The organism is Streptomyces griseoluteus (genome assembly GCF_004784465.1).
Classification (GTDB): domain Bacteria; phylum Actinomycetota; class Actinomycetes; order Streptomycetales; family Streptomycetaceae; genus Streptomyces; species Streptomyces griseoluteus.
In genome coordinates this window covers 47,571-62,657 of the sequence record NZ_SRRU01000002.1, presented here as the reverse complement: position 1 = coordinate 62,657, position 15,087 = coordinate 47,571, and the positions used below count along the sequence as shown (strand labels likewise).

At 70.7% G+C, this 15,087-nt stretch carries 17 protein-coding genes and 1 pseudogene; 10 read left to right on the top strand and 8 right to left on the bottom strand.

The features are described 5' to 3' along the window. Positions 1–56: 56 nt before the first annotated feature. The gene (locus E5082_RS05725; RefSeq protein WP_086692524.1) at positions 57–1,439 is read right to left on the bottom strand and encodes a glycine--tRNA ligase; all 1,383 of its coding nucleotides are present in this window, start codon (positions 1,437–1,439) and stop codon (positions 57–59) included. A gap of 229 nt (positions 1,440–1,668) precedes the next feature. On the opposite strand from E5082_RS05725, the gene E5082_RS05720 reads away from it, so the two are divergent. The 4 genes from E5082_RS05720 to E5082_RS05705 all read left to right on the top strand — a co-directional run bounded on the left by E5082_RS05720 (position 1,669) and on the right by E5082_RS05705 (position 4,854). Continuing rightward, positions 1,669–2,628, top strand: coding sequence for a metal ABC transporter substrate-binding protein (locus E5082_RS05720; protein WP_135790191.1), 960 nt, complete (start codon positions 1,669–1,671; stop codon positions 2,626–2,628). Next, entirely contained in the window at positions 2,625–3,404 is a 780-nt protein-coding gene (locus tag E5082_RS05715; protein WP_135790190.1) for a metal ABC transporter ATP-binding protein, read from the top strand. Before E5082_RS05720 ends, E5082_RS05715 begins: the two co-directional genes overlap by 4 nt. Further along, positions 3,404–4,297, top strand: a complete 894-nt coding sequence (locus E5082_RS05710; protein WP_135790189.1) for a metal ABC transporter permease — start codon at positions 3,404–3,406, stop codon at positions 4,295–4,297. Before E5082_RS05715 ends, E5082_RS05710 begins: the two co-directional genes overlap by 1 nt. Before the next feature lie 140 nt (positions 4,298–4,437). Beyond that, positions 4,438–4,854 carry a Fur family transcriptional regulator gene (locus tag E5082_RS05705; protein ID WP_135790188.1) on the top strand — a complete coding sequence of 139 codons (417 nt, stop codon included), beginning with the start codon at positions 4,438–4,440 and terminating at the stop codon, positions 4,852–4,854. Positions 4,855–4,988: 134 nt separating this feature from the next. On the opposite strand, the gene E5082_RS05700 is transcribed toward E5082_RS05705, so the two are convergent. After that, entirely contained in the window at positions 4,989–5,840 is an 852-nt protein-coding gene (locus tag E5082_RS05700; RefSeq protein WP_135790187.1) for an isoprenyl transferase, read from the bottom strand. A 30-nt stretch (positions 5,841–5,870) separates the two neighbouring features. After that, the gene (gene recO / locus E5082_RS05695) at positions 5,871–6,617 is read right to left on the bottom strand and encodes a DNA repair protein RecO (RefSeq protein WP_167514000.1); all 747 of its coding nucleotides are present in this window, start codon (positions 6,615–6,617) and stop codon (positions 5,871–5,873) included. 155 nt (positions 6,618–6,772) lie between these two features. Here recO and E5082_RS05690 point away from each other — a divergent pair, with 155 nt between their 5' ends. Further along, on the top strand, positions 6,773–9,241 hold the full coding sequence (locus E5082_RS05690) for a peptidoglycan recognition protein family protein (protein WP_135790185.1): 2,469 nt from the start codon (positions 6,773–6,775) through the stop codon (positions 9,239–9,241). A 78-nt stretch (positions 9,242–9,319) separates the two neighbouring features. On the opposite strand, the gene E5082_RS05685 is transcribed toward E5082_RS05690, so the two are convergent. Together E5082_RS05685 and E5082_RS05680 are read right to left on the bottom strand one after the other, a co-directional pair. After that, positions 9,320–9,544: a hypothetical protein gene (locus E5082_RS05685; RefSeq protein WP_135790184.1), complete on the bottom strand. Its 225-nt coding sequence runs from the start codon at positions 9,542–9,544 to the stop codon at positions 9,320–9,322. Further along, on the bottom strand, positions 9,541–9,756 hold the full coding sequence (locus E5082_RS05680; RefSeq protein ID WP_167513999.1) for a hypothetical protein: 216 nt from the start codon (positions 9,754–9,756) through the stop codon (positions 9,541–9,543). The genes E5082_RS05685 and E5082_RS05680 overlap by 4 nt, the downstream gene beginning before the upstream one ends. A gap of 113 nt (positions 9,757–9,869) precedes the next feature. Between E5082_RS05680 and E5082_RS05675 the strand changes: the two are divergent. The 4 genes and pseudogenes from E5082_RS05675 (at position 9,870) to E5082_RS05660 (ending at position 11,634) form a co-directional block, all read left to right on the top strand. Then, positions 9,870–10,703, top strand: a pseudogene (locus E5082_RS05675) (helix-turn-helix domain-containing protein). Further along, a complete protein-coding gene (locus E5082_RS05670; protein WP_135790183.1) occupies positions 10,685–10,882 on the top strand; it encodes a DUF397 domain-containing protein in 198 nt (65 codons plus the stop codon). Before E5082_RS05675 ends, E5082_RS05670 begins: the two are co-directional and overlap by 19 nt. Next, on the top strand, positions 10,863–11,423 hold the full coding sequence (locus tag E5082_RS05665) for a GNAT family N-acetyltransferase (RefSeq protein WP_229918682.1): 561 nt from the start codon (positions 10,863–10,865) through the stop codon (positions 11,421–11,423). Before E5082_RS05670 ends, E5082_RS05665 begins: the two co-directional genes overlap by 20 nt. After that, a complete protein-coding gene (locus E5082_RS05660) occupies positions 11,398–11,634 on the top strand; it encodes a hypothetical protein (protein WP_135790182.1) in 237 nt (78 codons plus the stop codon). Before E5082_RS05665 ends, E5082_RS05660 begins: the two co-directional genes overlap by 26 nt. A gap of 18 nt (positions 11,635–11,652) precedes the next feature. Here the strand turns inward: E5082_RS05660 and E5082_RS32625 are convergent, their stop codons facing one another. After that, a complete protein-coding gene (locus E5082_RS32625; protein ID WP_190045204.1) occupies positions 11,653–11,898 on the bottom strand; it encodes a hypothetical protein in 246 nt (81 codons plus the stop codon). After that, complete coding sequence (locus E5082_RS05650) at positions 11,895–14,096, bottom strand: tetratricopeptide repeat protein (RefSeq protein WP_229918683.1); 2,202 nt, start codon at positions 14,094–14,096, stop codon at positions 11,895–11,897. Before E5082_RS05650 ends, E5082_RS32625 begins: the two co-directional genes overlap by 4 nt. A gap of 139 nt (positions 14,097–14,235) precedes the next feature. Here E5082_RS05650 and E5082_RS05645 point away from each other — a divergent pair, with 139 nt between their 5' ends. Beyond that, positions 14,236–14,655 carry a hypothetical protein gene (locus tag E5082_RS05645; RefSeq protein ID WP_135790180.1) on the top strand — a complete coding sequence of 140 codons (420 nt, stop codon included), beginning with the start codon at positions 14,236–14,238 and terminating at the stop codon, positions 14,653–14,655. Positions 14,656–14,663: 8 nt separating this feature from the next. On the opposite strand, the gene E5082_RS05640 is transcribed toward E5082_RS05645, so the two are convergent. Further along, a complete protein-coding gene (locus E5082_RS05640) occupies positions 14,664–15,074 on the bottom strand; it encodes a DUF3052 family protein (protein ID WP_135790179.1) in 411 nt (136 codons plus the stop codon). Positions 15,075–15,087 lie beyond the last annotated feature (13 nt).

Sequence of the window (15,087 nt, the reverse complement as noted above, 5' to 3'; positions counted from 1 at the left end):
AAAGCCCACCCTCCGACCCGGGGGACCGGGCAGGAGGGTGGGCGGAAATGCGAAGGTCAGGCGCCGATCAGACGGGCGGCGAGGTAGCCCTCGATCTGGTCGAGGGAGACCCGCTCCTGCTTCATGGTGTCGCGCTCGCGCACGGTCACCGCGTTGTCCTCGAGCGTGTCGAAGTCGACGGTCACGCAGAAGGGGGTACCGATCTCGTCCTGACGACGGTAGCGGCGGCCGATGGCGCCGGCGTCGTCGAAGTCGATGTTCCAGTTCTGGCGCAGCGCCTGGGCGAGACCCTTGGCCTTCGGAGACAGCTCCGGGTTGCGGGAGAGCGGGAGCACCGCGACCTTGACCGGCGCGAGACGGTGGTCGAGGCGCAGCACGACGCGCTTCTCCATCTTGCCCTTGGCGTTGGGCGCCTCGTCCTCGGTGTAGGCGTCGAGGAGGAAGGCCAGCATGGTGCGGCCGACACCGGCGGCGGGCTCGATGACGTAGGGGGTCCAGCGCTCGCCGGCCTCCTGGTCGAAGTAGGAGAGGTCCTGGCCGGACGCCTTGGCGTGCGCGCCGAGGTCGTAGTCCGTGCGGTTGGCGACACCCTCCAGCTCGCCCCACTCCGAGCCGCCGAACGAGAAGCGGTACTCGATGTCGGCAGTGCGCTTGGAGTAGTGGGAGAGCTTCTCCTTCGGGTGCTCGAACCAGCGCATGTTCTCCTCGCGCAGGCCGAGGTTGGTGTACCAGTTCCAGCGCTGCTGCATCCAGTACTCCTGCCACTCCTCGTCCTCGCCCGGCTTGACGAAGAACTCCATCTCCATCTGCTCGAACTCGCGGGTCCGGAAGATGAAGTTGCCGGGCGTGATCTCGTTGCGGAAGGACTTGCCCATCTGCGCGATACCGAAGGGCGGCTTGCGGCGCGAAGTGGTCTGCACCTGGGCGAAGTTGGTGAAGATGCCCTGGGCGGTCTCGGGACGCAGGTAGGCGACGGAGCCGGAGTCCTGGGTCGGGCCGAGGTGGGTGGAGAGCAGACCGGAGAACTGCTTGGGCTCGGTGAAGGTGCCCTTGTTGCCGCAGTTCGGGCAGTTGAGGTCGGCCAGGCCGTTCGCCGGGGCGTGGCCCTTCTTCTCCTCGTACGCCTCTTCCAGGTGGTCCGCGCGGAACCGCTTGTGACACGAGGTGCACTCGGTCAGCGGGTCCGTGAAGGTGGCGACGTGACCGGAGGCGACCCAGACCTCGGGGGCCAGGATGACGGACGAGTCGATACCGACCACGTCCTCGCGCGACGTCACCATGTAGCGCCACCACTGACGCTTGATGTTCTCCTTGAGCTCGACACCCAGCGGTCCGTAGTCCCAGGCGGCACGCTGTCCGCCGTAGATCTCACTGCAGGGGAAAACGAAGCCACGGCGCTTGCTCAGGCTGACGATGGTGTCGATCTTGTCGGCGGCCACGGTGCTCTCTTCATTACGACGACGGGCGTTGAAGCGAGATGCTTCCAGCGAATGATTCAGGTTACCGGCGCATGCTCCCCCACGGCCAAATCGGCCCCCGCCGACGCCCCTCCCGAAGCCGTCGAAGCCCGCCCTAACCCTTACCAAGCCGACCCGGAGAATCCGCGTCGCGAGCTCCGGGCGGGCAGCTTGTTGACAATCGTTTCCAACTTAGTTGAAAATGACTGTCATGAACGTACGACGACGCCTCATATCCGGGTCCGCGATAGCGGCCGTGACCGCGCTGGGCCTGGGGACGCTGTCCGCCTGCTCGGACAGCAGCGCCGCTTCGGGGGACACGGGGAAGTTCGACGTCGTCGCCTCCTTCTATCCGATGGCCTACCTCGCGGAGCGGATCGGCGGGGACCACGTGCACGTGACCACGCTCACCTCGCCGGGCCAGGAGCCGCACGACCTGGAGATCAGCCCGCGGCAGATAGGCGGGCTGGAGCGTTCCGACGCCGTCCTCTATCTGAAGGGGCTGCAGCCGTCGGTGGACGAGGCGGTGGACCAGTCGCCGGTGAGGACGAAGATCGACGCGGCCACGCTGACCACGCTGGAGGAGCACGGCACCGAGGTCGGGGGCCACGCCGCCGAGCACGAGGGCCACGACCACGAGGGGGAGAACGGCAAGGACCCGCACATCTGGCTCGACCCGGTGCGGTACGCCGAGGTCGCCCAGGGTGTCGGCCGTGCGTTCGAGAAGGCGGACCCGGACCACGCTGCGGACTACAAGAAGAACACCGCGGCCCTGGTGAACCAGCTGGACGAGCTGAACACCGACTTCGAGGAGGGCCTGGCGCACACCCGGTCCAAGGTCTTCATCACGACGCACGCGGCCTTCGGTTACCTCGCCGAGCGGTACGGCCTCACCGAGGAGGCGATCAGCGGGCTGGACCCCGAGTCCGAGCCGAGCGGGGCGCGGGTGCGGGAGCTGCACAAGCTCGCCAAGGCGGACGGGGTCTCGACCGTGTTCTACGAGACGCTGGTCAGCGACAGGACCGCGAAGACCGTCGCCGGGGACGCGGGCCTGAAGACGGACGTGCTCGATCCGATCGAGGGCATCACGAAGAAGTCGCGCGGCCAGGACTACCTCGCCGTCCAGCGGGCCAACCTCAAGGCCCTCCAGAGCGCGCTGGGGTCCAAGTGACCGGCGACGAGCGGGAGTCGGCGCCCGTACTGACCCTGCGGGACGTGCGGGCCGAGCTGGGCGGGCGGCCGGTGCTGCGGGGCATCGACCTGAGCGTGCGGCCCGGTGAGGTCGTCGCGCTGCTCGGGGCCAACGGTTCGGGCAAGTCCACGGCCGTGCGGACCGCCATCGGGCAGGTGCCGGCCACCTCCGGCGCCGTCGAGCTGTTCGGGACGCCGTTGCGGTCCTTCCGGGACTGGGCCCGTGTGGGCTACGTCCCCCAGCGCACCTCCGCCGCCGGGGGCGTACCGGCCACGGTGTCCGAGATCGTGTCGTCGGGGCGGCTGGCGCGGACCCGCTTCGGGTTCTTCCGCAAGGCGGACCGGGAGGCGGTGCAGCGGGCGCTGGAGCTGGTCGGCATGGCGGACCGGGCCAGGGACTCGGTGACGGCGCTCTCCGGGGGTCAGCACCAGCGGGTGCTGATCGCCCGGGCGCTGGTGTCCGAGCCGGAGCTTCTGATCATGGACGAGCCGATGGCGGGTGTCGACCTCGCCAGCCAGGAGGTGCTGGCCGCGACCCTGCGCGAGCAGGTGGCCGCCGGGGCGACCGTTCTGCTGGTGCTGCACGAACTGGGCCCGCTGGAGCCGCTGATCGACCGCGCGGTGGTGCTGCGGGACGGCTGTGTGCTGCACGACGGGCCGCCGCCGAAGGCCGTCGGCCAGCACGCCCTGCCCGGCCACGACCACGTGCATCCGCACGCGGGCGCCGAACCGATCCGTACGGGACTGCTGAGCTGATGGACTTCCTGAACTACGCCTTCATGCAGCGGGCGCTGCTCGCGGCCGTCCTGGTCGGTGTCATCGCGCCGGCGATCGGCATCTACCTCGTGCAGCGCCGCCAGCCGCTGATGGGTGACGGCATCGGGCACGTGGCGATGACCGGTGTCGGTCTGGGTTTCCTGCTGAACTCGTCGCCGGTGTGGATGGCGACGCTCGTCTCCGTGGCGGGATCGGTGCTGATGGAGCTGATCCGGTGGTACGGCAGGACGCGGGGTGACATCGCGCTCGCCATGCTCTTCTACGGCGGTATGGCGGGCGGTGTGCTCTTCGTCAACCTCGCGCCGGGCGGATCCAATGCCAACCTCACGTCGTATCTCTTCGGCTCGCTGTCCACGGTGGCGCCGGCCGATGTGACCGCGATCCTCGTGCTCGGCGCGGCTGTGGTCGCGGTGACGCTCGGGCTGCGGCGGCAGTTGTTCGCCGTCAGCCAGGACGAGGAGTTCGCGCGGGTCACCGGGCTGCCGGTGCGTGCGCTGAACCTGCTCGTCGCGGTCACGGCGGCGGTCACCGTCACCGTGGCGATGCGTGTCGTCGGCCTGATCCTGGTGTCGGCGCTCATGGTGGTCCCGGTGGCCGCCGCCCAGCAGCTGACCCGCAGCTTCGCGGCGACGTTCGCTATAGCGGTGGCCCTGGGCGTGACGGTGTCCATAGGCGGCACGATCACCTCGTTCTACGAGGACGTCCCCCCGGGCGCCACGATCGTCCTTCTCACCATCGCCGCCTTCGCCGTCATGACCGCCCTCGCCACGCCCCTGGCCCGTCGGCGGGCCCGGGCGACCCGGCCCACCGGGGACCCGGTCGAGTGCGCGATCCCGGCGACACGACCCGCGGGGGACGAGGTGGGCGTCTGACCTCGGGGCACCCCGCCGCAGCACCGGCCCCGTGCACGCCCCGCACTCCCGAACCACCGGACGCGGCTTCGCGTCTGACCGCCGGGGGCAACGGCTGGCACAATGGGCCGGTCAGAGGCGCAGATCTGAGGAGGCACCCGGTGACGACCGCTGGACCGCCCGTGAAGGGCCGCGCGACCAAGCAGCGCGCGGCGGTGGCGGCGGCCCTCGACGAGGTCGACGAGTTCCGCAGTGCGCAGGATCTCCACGACATGCTCAAGCACAAGGGCGACTCGGTCGGGCTCACCACCGTCTACCGCACCCTCCAGTCCCTCGCCGACGCCGGCGAGGTCGACGTGCTGCGTACCTCGGACGGTGAGTCGGTCTACCGTCGCTGCTCCACGGGCGAACACCACCACCACCTGGTCTGCCGCACCTGCGGCAAGGCCGTCGAGGTGGAGGGCCCCGCCGTGGAGAAGTGGGCCGAGGCCATCGCCTCCGAACACGGCTACGTGAACGTCGCCCACACGGTGGAGATCTTCGGTACCTGCGCGGACTGCGCGGAAGCCACCGACTGAGCCGGAAGGCCCCGCACGAGGACCCCCCTGCCCACAAGCCCCCGCACGACAAGAACGCCCCCTGCCGGACAGGCAGGGGGCGTTCTCACACGAAGTCACGAAGTCACGAAGTGGCACGAGGACACGCGCAGGCACTACGACGCCGAGTCGTCGCCCTTCATCGCCGCCTCCATCGCCAGCAGCTCCTCGTTCGGGACCGCTCCCCCGAAGCGACGGTCGCGCGAGGCGAATTCGACGCACGCGCGCCACAGGTCACGGCGGTCGAAGTCGGGCCACAGGACGTCCTGGAAGACCATCTCCGCGTAGGCGCTCTGCCACAACAGGTAGTTCGACGTGCGCTGTTCGCCGCTGGGGCGGAGGAAGAGGTCCACGTCGGGCATGTCGGGGTAGTAGAGGTACTTCTGGACGGTCTTCTCGGTGACCTTGGCCGGGTCCAGGCGGCCCGCCTTGACGTCCTCGGCGATGGCCTGCGCGGCGTCGGCGATCTCGGCGCGGCCGCCGTAGTTCATGCAGAAGTACAGGGTGAGGAGATCGTTGTCCTTGGTCTGCTCCTGCGCGACCTGGAGTTCCTTCGCCACCGACTTCCACAGCTTGGGCATGCGCCCGACCCAGCGCACCCGGATGCCCAGCGCGTCGAGCTGGTCGCGGGACTTGCGGATGAAGTCGCGGTTGAAGTTCATGAGGAAGCGGACCTCGTCGGGCGACCGCTTCCAGTTCTCGGTGGAGAAGGCGTAGAGCGAGATGTTGCGGACGCCCGCCTCGATCGCCCCCTGGAGCACGTCGAGCACCTGCTCGGCGCCCACCTTGTGCCCCTCGGTACGCGGCAGCCCCCGCTCCTTGGCCCAGCGCCCGTTGCCGTCCATGACGATCGCCACGTGCTCGGGGACCAGCTCACCGGGAAGCTTCGGCGCGCGGGCGCCGGACGGGTGCGGTTCCGGCGCCTGGTACTCCCGGCGCCGGCCCCCCAGAAATCCGCGTACGACCATGCTTCTCGTCTCCTCAGCCGTGCTTGCTGCTTACTTCTCTACGTAGCGCAGGGAGCGCAGACCCCGCTCCAGATGCCAGTGCAGGTAGGCCGACACCAGGCCGCTCCCCTCGCGGACGTGCCGCGCCTCGGCCGCGTCCGCGGTCTCCCAGTCTCCCGTAAGCAGCGCGCCCAGCAGCAGCAGGGTCTGCGGGGAGGGGACCACACTGCCCGGCACCCGGCAGTCCACGCACACCGAGCCGCCCGAGGCGACCGAGAAGAACCGGTTCGGCCCCGGCATCCCGCACCGGGCGCAGTCCCCGAAGGTCGGCGCGTAGCCGTTGACGGCGAGCGAGCGGAGCAGGAAGGCGTCGAGGACGAGGTTGGAGGCGTGCTCGCCGCGCGCGAGGGTGCGCAGGCCGCCGACCAGAAGCAGGTACTGCTGTACGGCGGGCTCGCCCTCGTGGTCGGTGAACCGCTCGGCCGTCTCCAGCATGGCGGTCCCGGCGGTGTAGCGGGAGTAGTCGGTGACGATGCCGCCGCCGTACGGGGCGATCGTCTCGCTCTGGGTGCACAGCGGCAGCCCGCGCCCGACCAGCTCGCTGCCCCGCGCGAAGAACTGCACGTCGACGTGGGAGAACGGCTCCAGCCGGGCGCCGAACTTCGACTTCGTGCGCCGTACCCCGCGCGCCACCGCCCGGACCCGGCCGTGGCCGCGGGTCAGCAGGGTGATGATCCGGTCCGCCTCGCCCAGCTTCTGGGTGCGCAGCACGATGCCGTCGTCGCGGAACAGACTCATGCCGTCCATTCTCGCCCACGCCCGGACCCGCGAAGGCGTCACTCCGGTTATCCGCCCCCGGCTGTGACCGGCCCCACGCCCGGCTCTACGATCCCGCTGGACGTGACGCATGTGTGCGCACGGGCCGCCTGTGGCGGCAAGGGGAGAGGCTGGACATGAGAACAGAGGCAGGCGGCGCGCGGGCGCCGCGGGGGAGACGGGCCAGGATATGGCTCGCCGCCGGGACCGTGCTGGTGGCGGGGACGGGCGCGGTCGTCGCCCTCCGCGCCGGCTCGGACACGAGCACGGCGGCGGACGGCCCGCACGTCGTGCACACCTCGGTGGACTCGCTGGACCTGACCGGCTCGTCGGGCGAGCGCACACTTACGGCCCGCTCGACCAAGGCGTTCCGGATGCTGGCGGTGAGCTGGCAGGACCCGAGTGTCCGCCTCGACGGGACGGTACGGGTCCGCACCCGGTCCTCGGCGACCGGCAAGTGGTCCGACTGGCAGGCGCTCGGCGCCGGGGACGCCCAGCCCGACCCCGCCGAGCGCGACCGGGCCGGAGTGCGCGGCGGCACCGCCCCGCTGTGGGCCGGACCCTCCGACGGCGTGCAGGTGAAGGCGGACGGCAAGGCGCTGCCCAAGGGCCTGACCGTCGATCTGGTGGACCCCGGCAAGGGCGGCTCCACCACTCCCGCCATGGACCCGGCCGCCTACGCGATGCCCGGCGACGGAGAGGAGACCCCGACCGACCAGCCGACCGGCCCCGAGACGACCTCCGCCCCGGAGCAGACCCCCTCGGACAGCCCGGCGGAGACCACCCCCGCTCCTGCCGACTCCACCACGGAGACACCGGCCGAGAGCACTCCCCCGCCCACCCCGACCGCCGAGCCCTCGCAGAGCACCGACGCCGGGACGACCGCCCCCGCGTCGCCCAGCGCGTCCACCTCGACGGCACCGCCCACCAGCGCGGCGCCCACCGCGCCCGGCTACCTGCCCTCGCTGTCGGCCGCCTACCCGTCCTGCGCGAGCGCCTCCGCCGTGCCGCATACGGTGCCGAGCCCGCTGCCCGCGCAGCCCCCGGCGACGAAGGTGCCCGCTCCCCCGTTCGTCACGCGGGCGGGCTGGGGCGCGGACGAGTGCGCCCGTGACACCGGTTACCCGGACTACGGTCACACCGTGAAGGCGGTGTTCGTCCACCACACCGACACCACCAACACCTACTCCTGCGCCGACTCGCCCTCGATCGTGCGCAGCCTGTACGCGCTGCATCTGCACCAGGGCTGGCGCGACCTCGGCTACAACTTCCTGGTCGACAAGTGCGGCACGGTCTTCGAGGGCCGTTTCGGCGGCGCCGCGATGCCGGTGATCGGCGCGCAGACCTACGGGTTCAACACCGACTCGATGGGCATCGCCGCGATCGGCACGTACACCGACCTCAGCGGCGGTGACTCCACGGCGAGCACCATCGTCGGTGCGACGCCGAGCCAGGCCATGGTGACCGCGATCTCCCGGATCGCCGCGTGGAAGCTCGGGATGTCGGGGGTCAGCCCGACCGGTACCAGCACCCTGACCGAGGGTGCCAAGGACAGCTCCGGCTTCACCTTCGGCAAGACGTACACGATGAACGCCGTCTCCGGGCACCGCAACGGCTTCGCCACCGACTGCCCCGGCAACCAGCTCTACGCCAAGCTCGGCACCGTCCGCTCCTACGCGGCCGGTCCCCCGGCCGGGGTGGGTGTCACCAGCGTGGGCTCCGCGTCGGGCACGGCGCGTTCGGGCACCGGGTACGTCACCGGGACCACGGCGACCGTGCGCTGGTCCACCTCGACGCCGACCTCGCTGCTCTCGGGCGCGGAGGTCCTCGTGGACGGCACCTCCGTGGCGAAGGTCGCGGGCACGGCCACCTCGGCCTCCATCACGCTCGCCCCGGGCCGGCACAGTGTCCAGGTGCGGGCGACCCACGTCTCGGGCAAGACCGCCACCTCGGCCGCCGTCACGGTGACCGCCGACACCACACGGCCCACCTACCCGACAGCGCCGTCCGCGCAGTTGGGCAAGGGCACGGTCAACACGGCGGCGGTGCCGGTGACGGTGACCTGGAAGGCGGCCGACGACAACGGGCTGCGTTCCCAGGCCGCCACCTCGCCGACCACGAAGACCCTGACGGCGACCTCCACGAGCTGGTCCGCCACCGCCAAGTCGGCGACGGCGACCAAGTTCGGCCTCACCGCCACCGACCTGGCCGGCAACACGGCGACCGCGTCGGTCACCCGTACGGCCACCCTCCTCCAGGAGAGTTCCGCCAAGGCGACCGGTACCTGGACCAAGCGGTCCAGCAGCAGTTACCTCGGCGGCTACTCCGCCAGCTCCGGCACCACCAACGCCTCGCTGACCTGGACCTTCAAGGGCCGTTCGGTCGCGTGGATCGCCTCGCGCGCGAGCACCTCGGGCGCGGTCAAGATCTACGTCGACGGCACCTACCAGGCCACTGTCGACCTCAAGTCCGCCACCACGGCCTACCGCCAGGCGATGTGGACCAAGACCTGGAGCAGCGCGGCCCAGCACACCCTGAAGATCGTGGTCGTCGGCACGTCGGGTCGTCCGACGGTCACGACGGACGGCATCGCGGTCCTCAACTGACCTGACCCTGCGGGCAAGCGGCCTTCTCCGGACTCCGGTCCGGTGGAGGCCGCCTGCTTTTGTGCGGGGCATCCCCCGTCACGGCACCTCGCCTCTGCTGCGGGCATTCGCGTACGCCGTCGCCGCGCTGATCCGCTCCGCGGGAGTCGCCTCCCGCACCCGGTACGGCGGTACGTCCCACTCCCGGCCGTCACCCAGTGGTCTGAGCTGCACATACGGTCCCTGATGTCCCATGACCACCCCCACTCTGTTCGTCCCGGTGTCCAACGCGTACGAGCCCAGCGGCGGTCGTACCGCGTTCATCGCAGGGCCGCCGCGAGCTGCGCGGCCGTCTGCACCGAGCACCGCCCCAGCTCCACCAACGGGATCGGGGCCTCGCAGGCCAACGAGATGGGATCAAGCCCGAGCGAAGGCAACTTGATCCCGACCTTCTCCAATGCGGTCCGCAATTCCTCGAGGGTTCGCTCCGCTTCCTCGACCCGGTCCGCTGACTCCTGTGTGTTCACTGTGCGCATCACTTCCCTTCCGTCACGTTCTTCACGCTTCGTGTCCTTACGGTGACGCCCCAGAACTAGACTCGGAAGGGGCCTGAGCCCTACAAGCGCGTGGCAGCACAAGGGGGTTGGCAGTGGCCAACGGTTCACGTCAGGCGGTCTGGGAGTTCTTCGGCACCGAGCTGAAGCGTCGCCGCGAGGAGGCGGGCCTCACCCAGACGGAGCTGGGGGCGAAGGTCTTCGTCTCCGGCGGCTACATCGGCCAGTTCGAGCAGGCGATCAGGAAGCCGCAACTGGATGTGGCCCAGCGGATCGACCAAGTGCTGTAAACCGACGGTATTTTCGAGCGGCTGTGCAAAAAGCTGATCGATGATCCGAGGTATGCGGAGTACTTCGCGCACGCGGCAGAACTGGAGCGACTGGCGACGAGCATCTGCGAGTGGGCACCCGCTGTCGTACCGGGGCTGCTTCAGACTCCCGAGTACGCGACCGCCATCTACTTGGCGAGCAACCCGCTCGCCACGGACGAGTGGATCACCGAGATGGTTCGGCTGCGAATGGACCGCGCCGAGATCCTCAAGGACGTCACGAGGCCCGTGTATTGGGCTGTGCTGCATGAGAACGTGCTGCGCACGCCAGTCGGCTCGGGCACGGTGATGGCGCAGCAGTTGGGGCACATCGTAAACGGAGCGCGCGCCCGCCAAGTCCTGGTGCAGGTGCTGCCCTTCGCCGCTGGACCGCACCCCCAGATGGGCAAGATGATGGTGCTGAAGGAGTTCGACGACGCACCGCCAACCATCTATACAGAGGGCGTGCTGTCGGGCAACCTGCTGGACGATCCGGCAGTAGTGAAGCGAGTTCGGCGGGATTACGATCTTCTTCGGGCTGCGACTCTGTCCCCAGAGGCGTCCCTAGCCATGCTCGAATCGGCGGCGGAGGACTACACACGATGCGCGGGTACGACCTGACCAACGCCCTCTGGCGTAAGAGCAGCTACAGCGGCGGCAGCGGCGGCGAATCGTGCGTCGAGGTCGCCGACGGAGTCCCCGGCGCCGTCCCCGTACGGGACAGCAAGGTCGAAGACAGCCCCGTGCTCCTCCTCAGTGCCTCCGCCTGGGCCAGCTTCCTTGACGGCATCCGGCACTGACATCCGCACCCCGCGGCTCGACCTGCTCCCCCTGCGGGTCCAGCACGCCGAGGAGATGGCCGGGGTACTGGCCGACCCCGCCCTGCACCGCTTCATCGGCGGGACCCCGTACACCCCGGACGCGCTGGCCGCCCGGTACCGCCGCCTCGTCGCCGGCTCGCCCGACCCCGAGGTCACCTGGCTGAACTGGGTCATCCTGCTGCGCGAGGAGTCCCGCCTGACCGGCACCGTGCAGGCGACGCTCAGCACGGCGAACGGCACCGCCGAGATCGCGTGGGTGGTGGGCACCCCCTGGCAGGGGCGGGGCATCGCCAAGGAGGCGGCCGTCGCGCTGGTCGCGTGGCTCACCGCGTACCCGGTACAAAGCATCACCGCGCACATCCACCCCGACCACCACGCCTCGGCGGCCGTGGCGAGGGCGGCGGGCCTCGCGCCCACCCCGGAACGCCAGGACGGAGAGGTCCGCTGGGAGTGTGCGGGCAGAGCCGGGGGCAGTGGGGGCTCAGGGAGGGAAAATGACACCACGCCTCAAGTCCCGTGACGAACCGGCCTGGACGAAGCCCGGATCTCAAGGGGCCTTCTGGGTGTTCCTGTCGCTGCTGGTCCTGAACTTCGCCGTACTGGTCATGCGGGTCCTGGAGGGTGACGGAGCAGGCCGCGTCGGCTCCTCCCTCGGCCTCTGCCTCCTGTTCGCCCTGCTCCTCGTGGCGAACCGGACGGCGCGGCGCAAGCGGTCGACACCCACGCGCTAGACCAGTGGCTCACTCAGCTCAACCCAGCCCGTGCGCGAACTCGTTCACCCGTGGCCCGGTCTCCCCCGCCAGTAGCATCCGCACCGCGTGCCCCACCCAGTCGGCGGCCCTCCGCGAATGCCTCAGCGCGGCGACCAGTTGGACCGCCCGCGCCCGCCAGTCGTTCTTGTCGAGCGCGTACGCCTTGATGTGGCGGTCGGCAAGCTGCTCGTAGTCCCACCAGTCCAGGTGCCCGTCCTTGTTGGCGTCAAAGGCGTCGATCACTGAGGGCGACGGCCCAGCATCCGGTCGAGATCGACGCCCAGCGCCCGCGACAGCCTGACGGCCTCCTTCTGCCGGCCGCCCTTCCAGTAGGCGACAGCGAGGTTGTAACCGAACGCCGACGTGGCGGGATGCCGTTCACCCAGCAGTCGCTCCCCATCGGCAACGACGCGCTCGAGGAGCCTGATGGCCTCGTCCTCGCGACCCTCCAGCCAGTAGCAGCGGGCCAGGTTGTCACGAACACTCAGAGTGCCCGGATGCCCGTCCCCCAGCAGCCGCCCGATGTCGGCGATCAGCCACTCAAGCTGCCTGGTGGCTTCCTTGACGTACCCGGCCCGCAAGTAACAGTCGGCGAGGTTGCCACGGGCGTCCAGCGTGTCGGGATGCCCGTCCACCAGCAGCCGCTCGCTGTCGGCGACCACCCGTTCCTGAAGGCCGATGGCCGCCGCGAGGTGCCCGATGTCCCGATAGGCGGCGGCCAAGTTGTTCCGCACCGTCAGGGTGTGGGGGTGCATGTCCCCGAACTGCTGCTCGCAGTCGGCGACCAGCCGCCGGTGAAGACCGATGGCCTCCGCGATACGCCCCGCTTTGCCATAGGCGGTCGCGAGGTTGTTCCGGACGGCGAGAGCGTCAGGATGCTCGGCTCCCAGCAGCCGTTCGCAGTCATCGGCCACCCGCTCAAGGCGACCGACGGCCTCCTCGATCCGCCCAGCTTCCGCGTGGCAGGAGGCAAGGGCGTTACGGGCCACCAGAGTGTCAAGATGTTCATGGCCGAGAAGCCGCTCACAGTCGGCGGCCATCCGCTGCCAGTAGGTGAGAGCGGGCGCGACCAGACCCGCTTTGCGCAGGCTGTCACCGGTGTAGCGGAGAACCGGATGGCATCCGGAGCCCCAGAGGCAGTCGTAGGCGTGGTCCACGAGGGCGTCCGTGTTGGCGCGCAGGGTGGCCGCGAGGTCGGGTCGGAGTTGGTCGGGGTAGGGCCAGATGTTCACGAGTGCGTCCGCCGCCGCAGTGGCCAGCTCGGGCAGCCGCGCCTCGGGGATTGCCTCCCGTACCGCCCGCGCGGTCAGGGCGTGGATGCGGACGGCACGCGGCTCCGCGCGGGTGTCGCAGGTGATCAGAGCGTAGCGGTGGAGGAGGCGCAGGGTCTTGTGGGCCTGGGCCGGGGACGCCTCGTCGGGGGCCAGGCAGTCAAGGAGGGGCGGGGCGGACCACAGAGCGTGGGGGTGGCCGGACGGGTCCAGGAGGGCCACCAGGCGGAGTGCCGTGGTGGCGAAGCCCGTCGTGTCCGCCGCCTGGGCGGCCTCCAGGGACAGCAGGAGGGTAGTGGTGATCTGGCGGCCGTAGCCCTCGGTGTCGGCCGACTCGGGGAGGGCCTCTTCCAGCGAGGTCCGCTGGTCCGTGAACAGCGCCAGGTACGCCGTACACGTCAGCTCCTCGTTGATCATGTACGCCGTGGCGTGGCTCAGGGCCAGGGGTAAGTGGCCCAGGGCGGACGCGAGTTCGGCCACCTGCTCGTCCAGCAGGTGTTCCATGCCCTCGCCCGTCAGGCGGGCCTCGACGAACGTACGCGCCTCGTCCGGGGTGTACACGTCGATGTCGATCCGGGTCCGGCCACCGCCCGTCATGCGCGCGTCCTTCAGCCGCGTCGTGGCCAGCACCCAGCCCGACCCCGTACGGCTCGCGGGCCACCACGACGTGAGGACGGCCGGGTCGGTCACGTCGTCCAGCACCACCAGCCAGCGGTGGGAGGTGGTCGCCAGCCACTCCAGGAACAGGCGGGCGTCCGCCTCGGGGTCACAGCCCGCCACGCCCACCCGGGCGGCCGCCTGTGCGTACTGGGTGATGACCTGCTGGGCTTCCGTCGCGGCCGCCCACACCACGAGGTCGTACCCCTCGGCCACGGCGTCGCAGGCGCAAGCGGCGGCGAGTTGGGTCTTGCCGACGCCACCGCCTCCGGAGAGGACCTGAGTCAGGACGACCGTCCCGCCGTCCGCCCGCGCGCCCTCCACCCGCTCGCGCAGCTCACGCCGGGGCTGGAATGCGGAGGCCCGAGCCGGGACCGGCCCGATCTCCACCGGCCATGCCACGGCCGTCGCCGGAGCCTGGTGGAAGTGGATGTTGGCGACCTGGCTGTTCTCCCCGAGCGCACTGCCCTCGATGCTGCCCCCGGCGCCCACACCCCCGGCGCCGACGCTCACCCGGCCGTCGCCTCGCCCCCACGGCCACCGGGGGCGCGGCCCCCCGATGTCGTCCGTCCCAGCCACCCCGAACCCCCGTCCGCCCCGGCACACCTGCCGTAAAACGTAGCGCTCCCCATCGCACTGGGTGAACATGTCCGTGTCGGACGAGGGTTGGGGGATCGTGATGACGCGGACATGGGTATGGGCGACCGCCGTGGTGGCCGGGGCAGGGGCCGTCGGGCTGGCCCTGGTCGCCCTGCTCGCGGACCTGGACACCGCCGGTCAGGCCGCGAGCGTCGTCGGCGCGGTGGTGGCGCTGGCCGCGCTGGTGGTCTCGGTCCTCGCGCTCGGCGGAACGCCCGCACCCAGGCGCCGGGTCCGCGCCGGGCGGGGTGCCGTCGCCGCCGGAGGCAACATCACCGGCTCCGCCCTGGGCGACAACTCCAAGGTCACCGGCCCCCGCACCCCGTCCACCGCCGCCCGCCGCACCCACGACGACGTACACGCGGCCCGCGACGGCATCGCCACCGGTGGCGACATCACCGACAGCGCCCTCGGCGAGGGCAGCGAACGGTAGGCCCGCTCCTACGGGGTACTCCTCCGCCGCAGGTCGAGCCGGGTGCCGGCCCAGCTCACCGCCATGTCCAGGGGGGTACGGCTGAGCCCGGCTGCCGCCGCGCTCTCCGCGATCTCGGCAGGCTCCACGTGTCCGTCGCGGCCCGGGTGGGGCGTCAGGAGCCAGATGGGGCCGCCGGAGGTGAGGCCGGTCAAGGCGTCGGTGAGCGCGTCGAAGAGGTCGCCGTCCTTCTCGCGCCACCACAGGAGCACCGCGTCGGCCGGGTCCTCACCGCCCGCGTCGGCCAGCGCGTCACCGGTCCACTCCTCGACGGCCGCGCGCAGGCGGTCGTCGCAGTCCTCGTCCCAGCCGATCTCCCGCACGACCTGTCCCGCCGTGATCTCCAGCCGGTCCGCCAGAATCCGCTCCGCAGTGCTCATCGCCGTCCTCCAC

What these genes read in the sequence shown, in the direction of transcription:
- E5082_RS05685 (WP_135790184.1), bottom strand. Translation starts at nt 9,544, where the DNA reads ATGAACGCGGTACGACCGCCGCTGGGCTCGTACGCGTTGGACACCGGG.
- E5082_RS05720 (WP_135790191.1), top strand. Translation starts at nt 1,669, where the DNA reads ATGAACGTACGACGACGCCTCATATCCGGGTCCGCGATAGCGGCCGTG.
- E5082_RS05700 (WP_135790187.1), bottom strand. Translation starts at nt 5,840, where the DNA reads ATGGTCGTACGCGGATTTCTGGGGGGCCGGCGCCGGGAGTACCAGGCG.
- E5082_RS05640 (WP_135790179.1), bottom strand. Translation starts at nt 15,074, where the DNA reads ATGAGCACTGCGGAGCGGATTCTGGCGGACCGGCTGGAGATCACGGCG.
- E5082_RS05710 (WP_135790189.1), top strand. Translation starts at nt 3,404, where the DNA reads ATGGACTTCCTGAACTACGCCTTCATGCAGCGGGCGCTGCTCGCGGCC.
- E5082_RS05660 (WP_135790182.1), top strand. Translation starts at nt 11,398, where the DNA reads ATGACACCACGCCTCAAGTCCCGTGACGAACCGGCCTGGACGAAGCCC.
- E5082_RS05670 (WP_135790183.1), top strand. Translation starts at nt 10,685, where the DNA reads ATGCGCGGGTACGACCTGACCAACGCCCTCTGGCGTAAGAGCAGCTAC.
- E5082_RS05680 (WP_167513999.1), bottom strand. Translation starts at nt 9,756, where the DNA reads ATGCGCACAGTGAACACACAGGAGTCAGCGGACCGGGTCGAGGAAGCG.
- recO (WP_167514000.1), bottom strand. Translation starts at nt 6,617, where the DNA reads ATGAGTCTGTTCCGCGACGACGGCATCGTGCTGCGCACCCAGAAGCTG.
- E5082_RS05690 (WP_135790185.1), top strand. Translation starts at nt 6,773, where the DNA reads ATGAGAACAGAGGCAGGCGGCGCGCGGGCGCCGCGGGGGAGACGGGCC.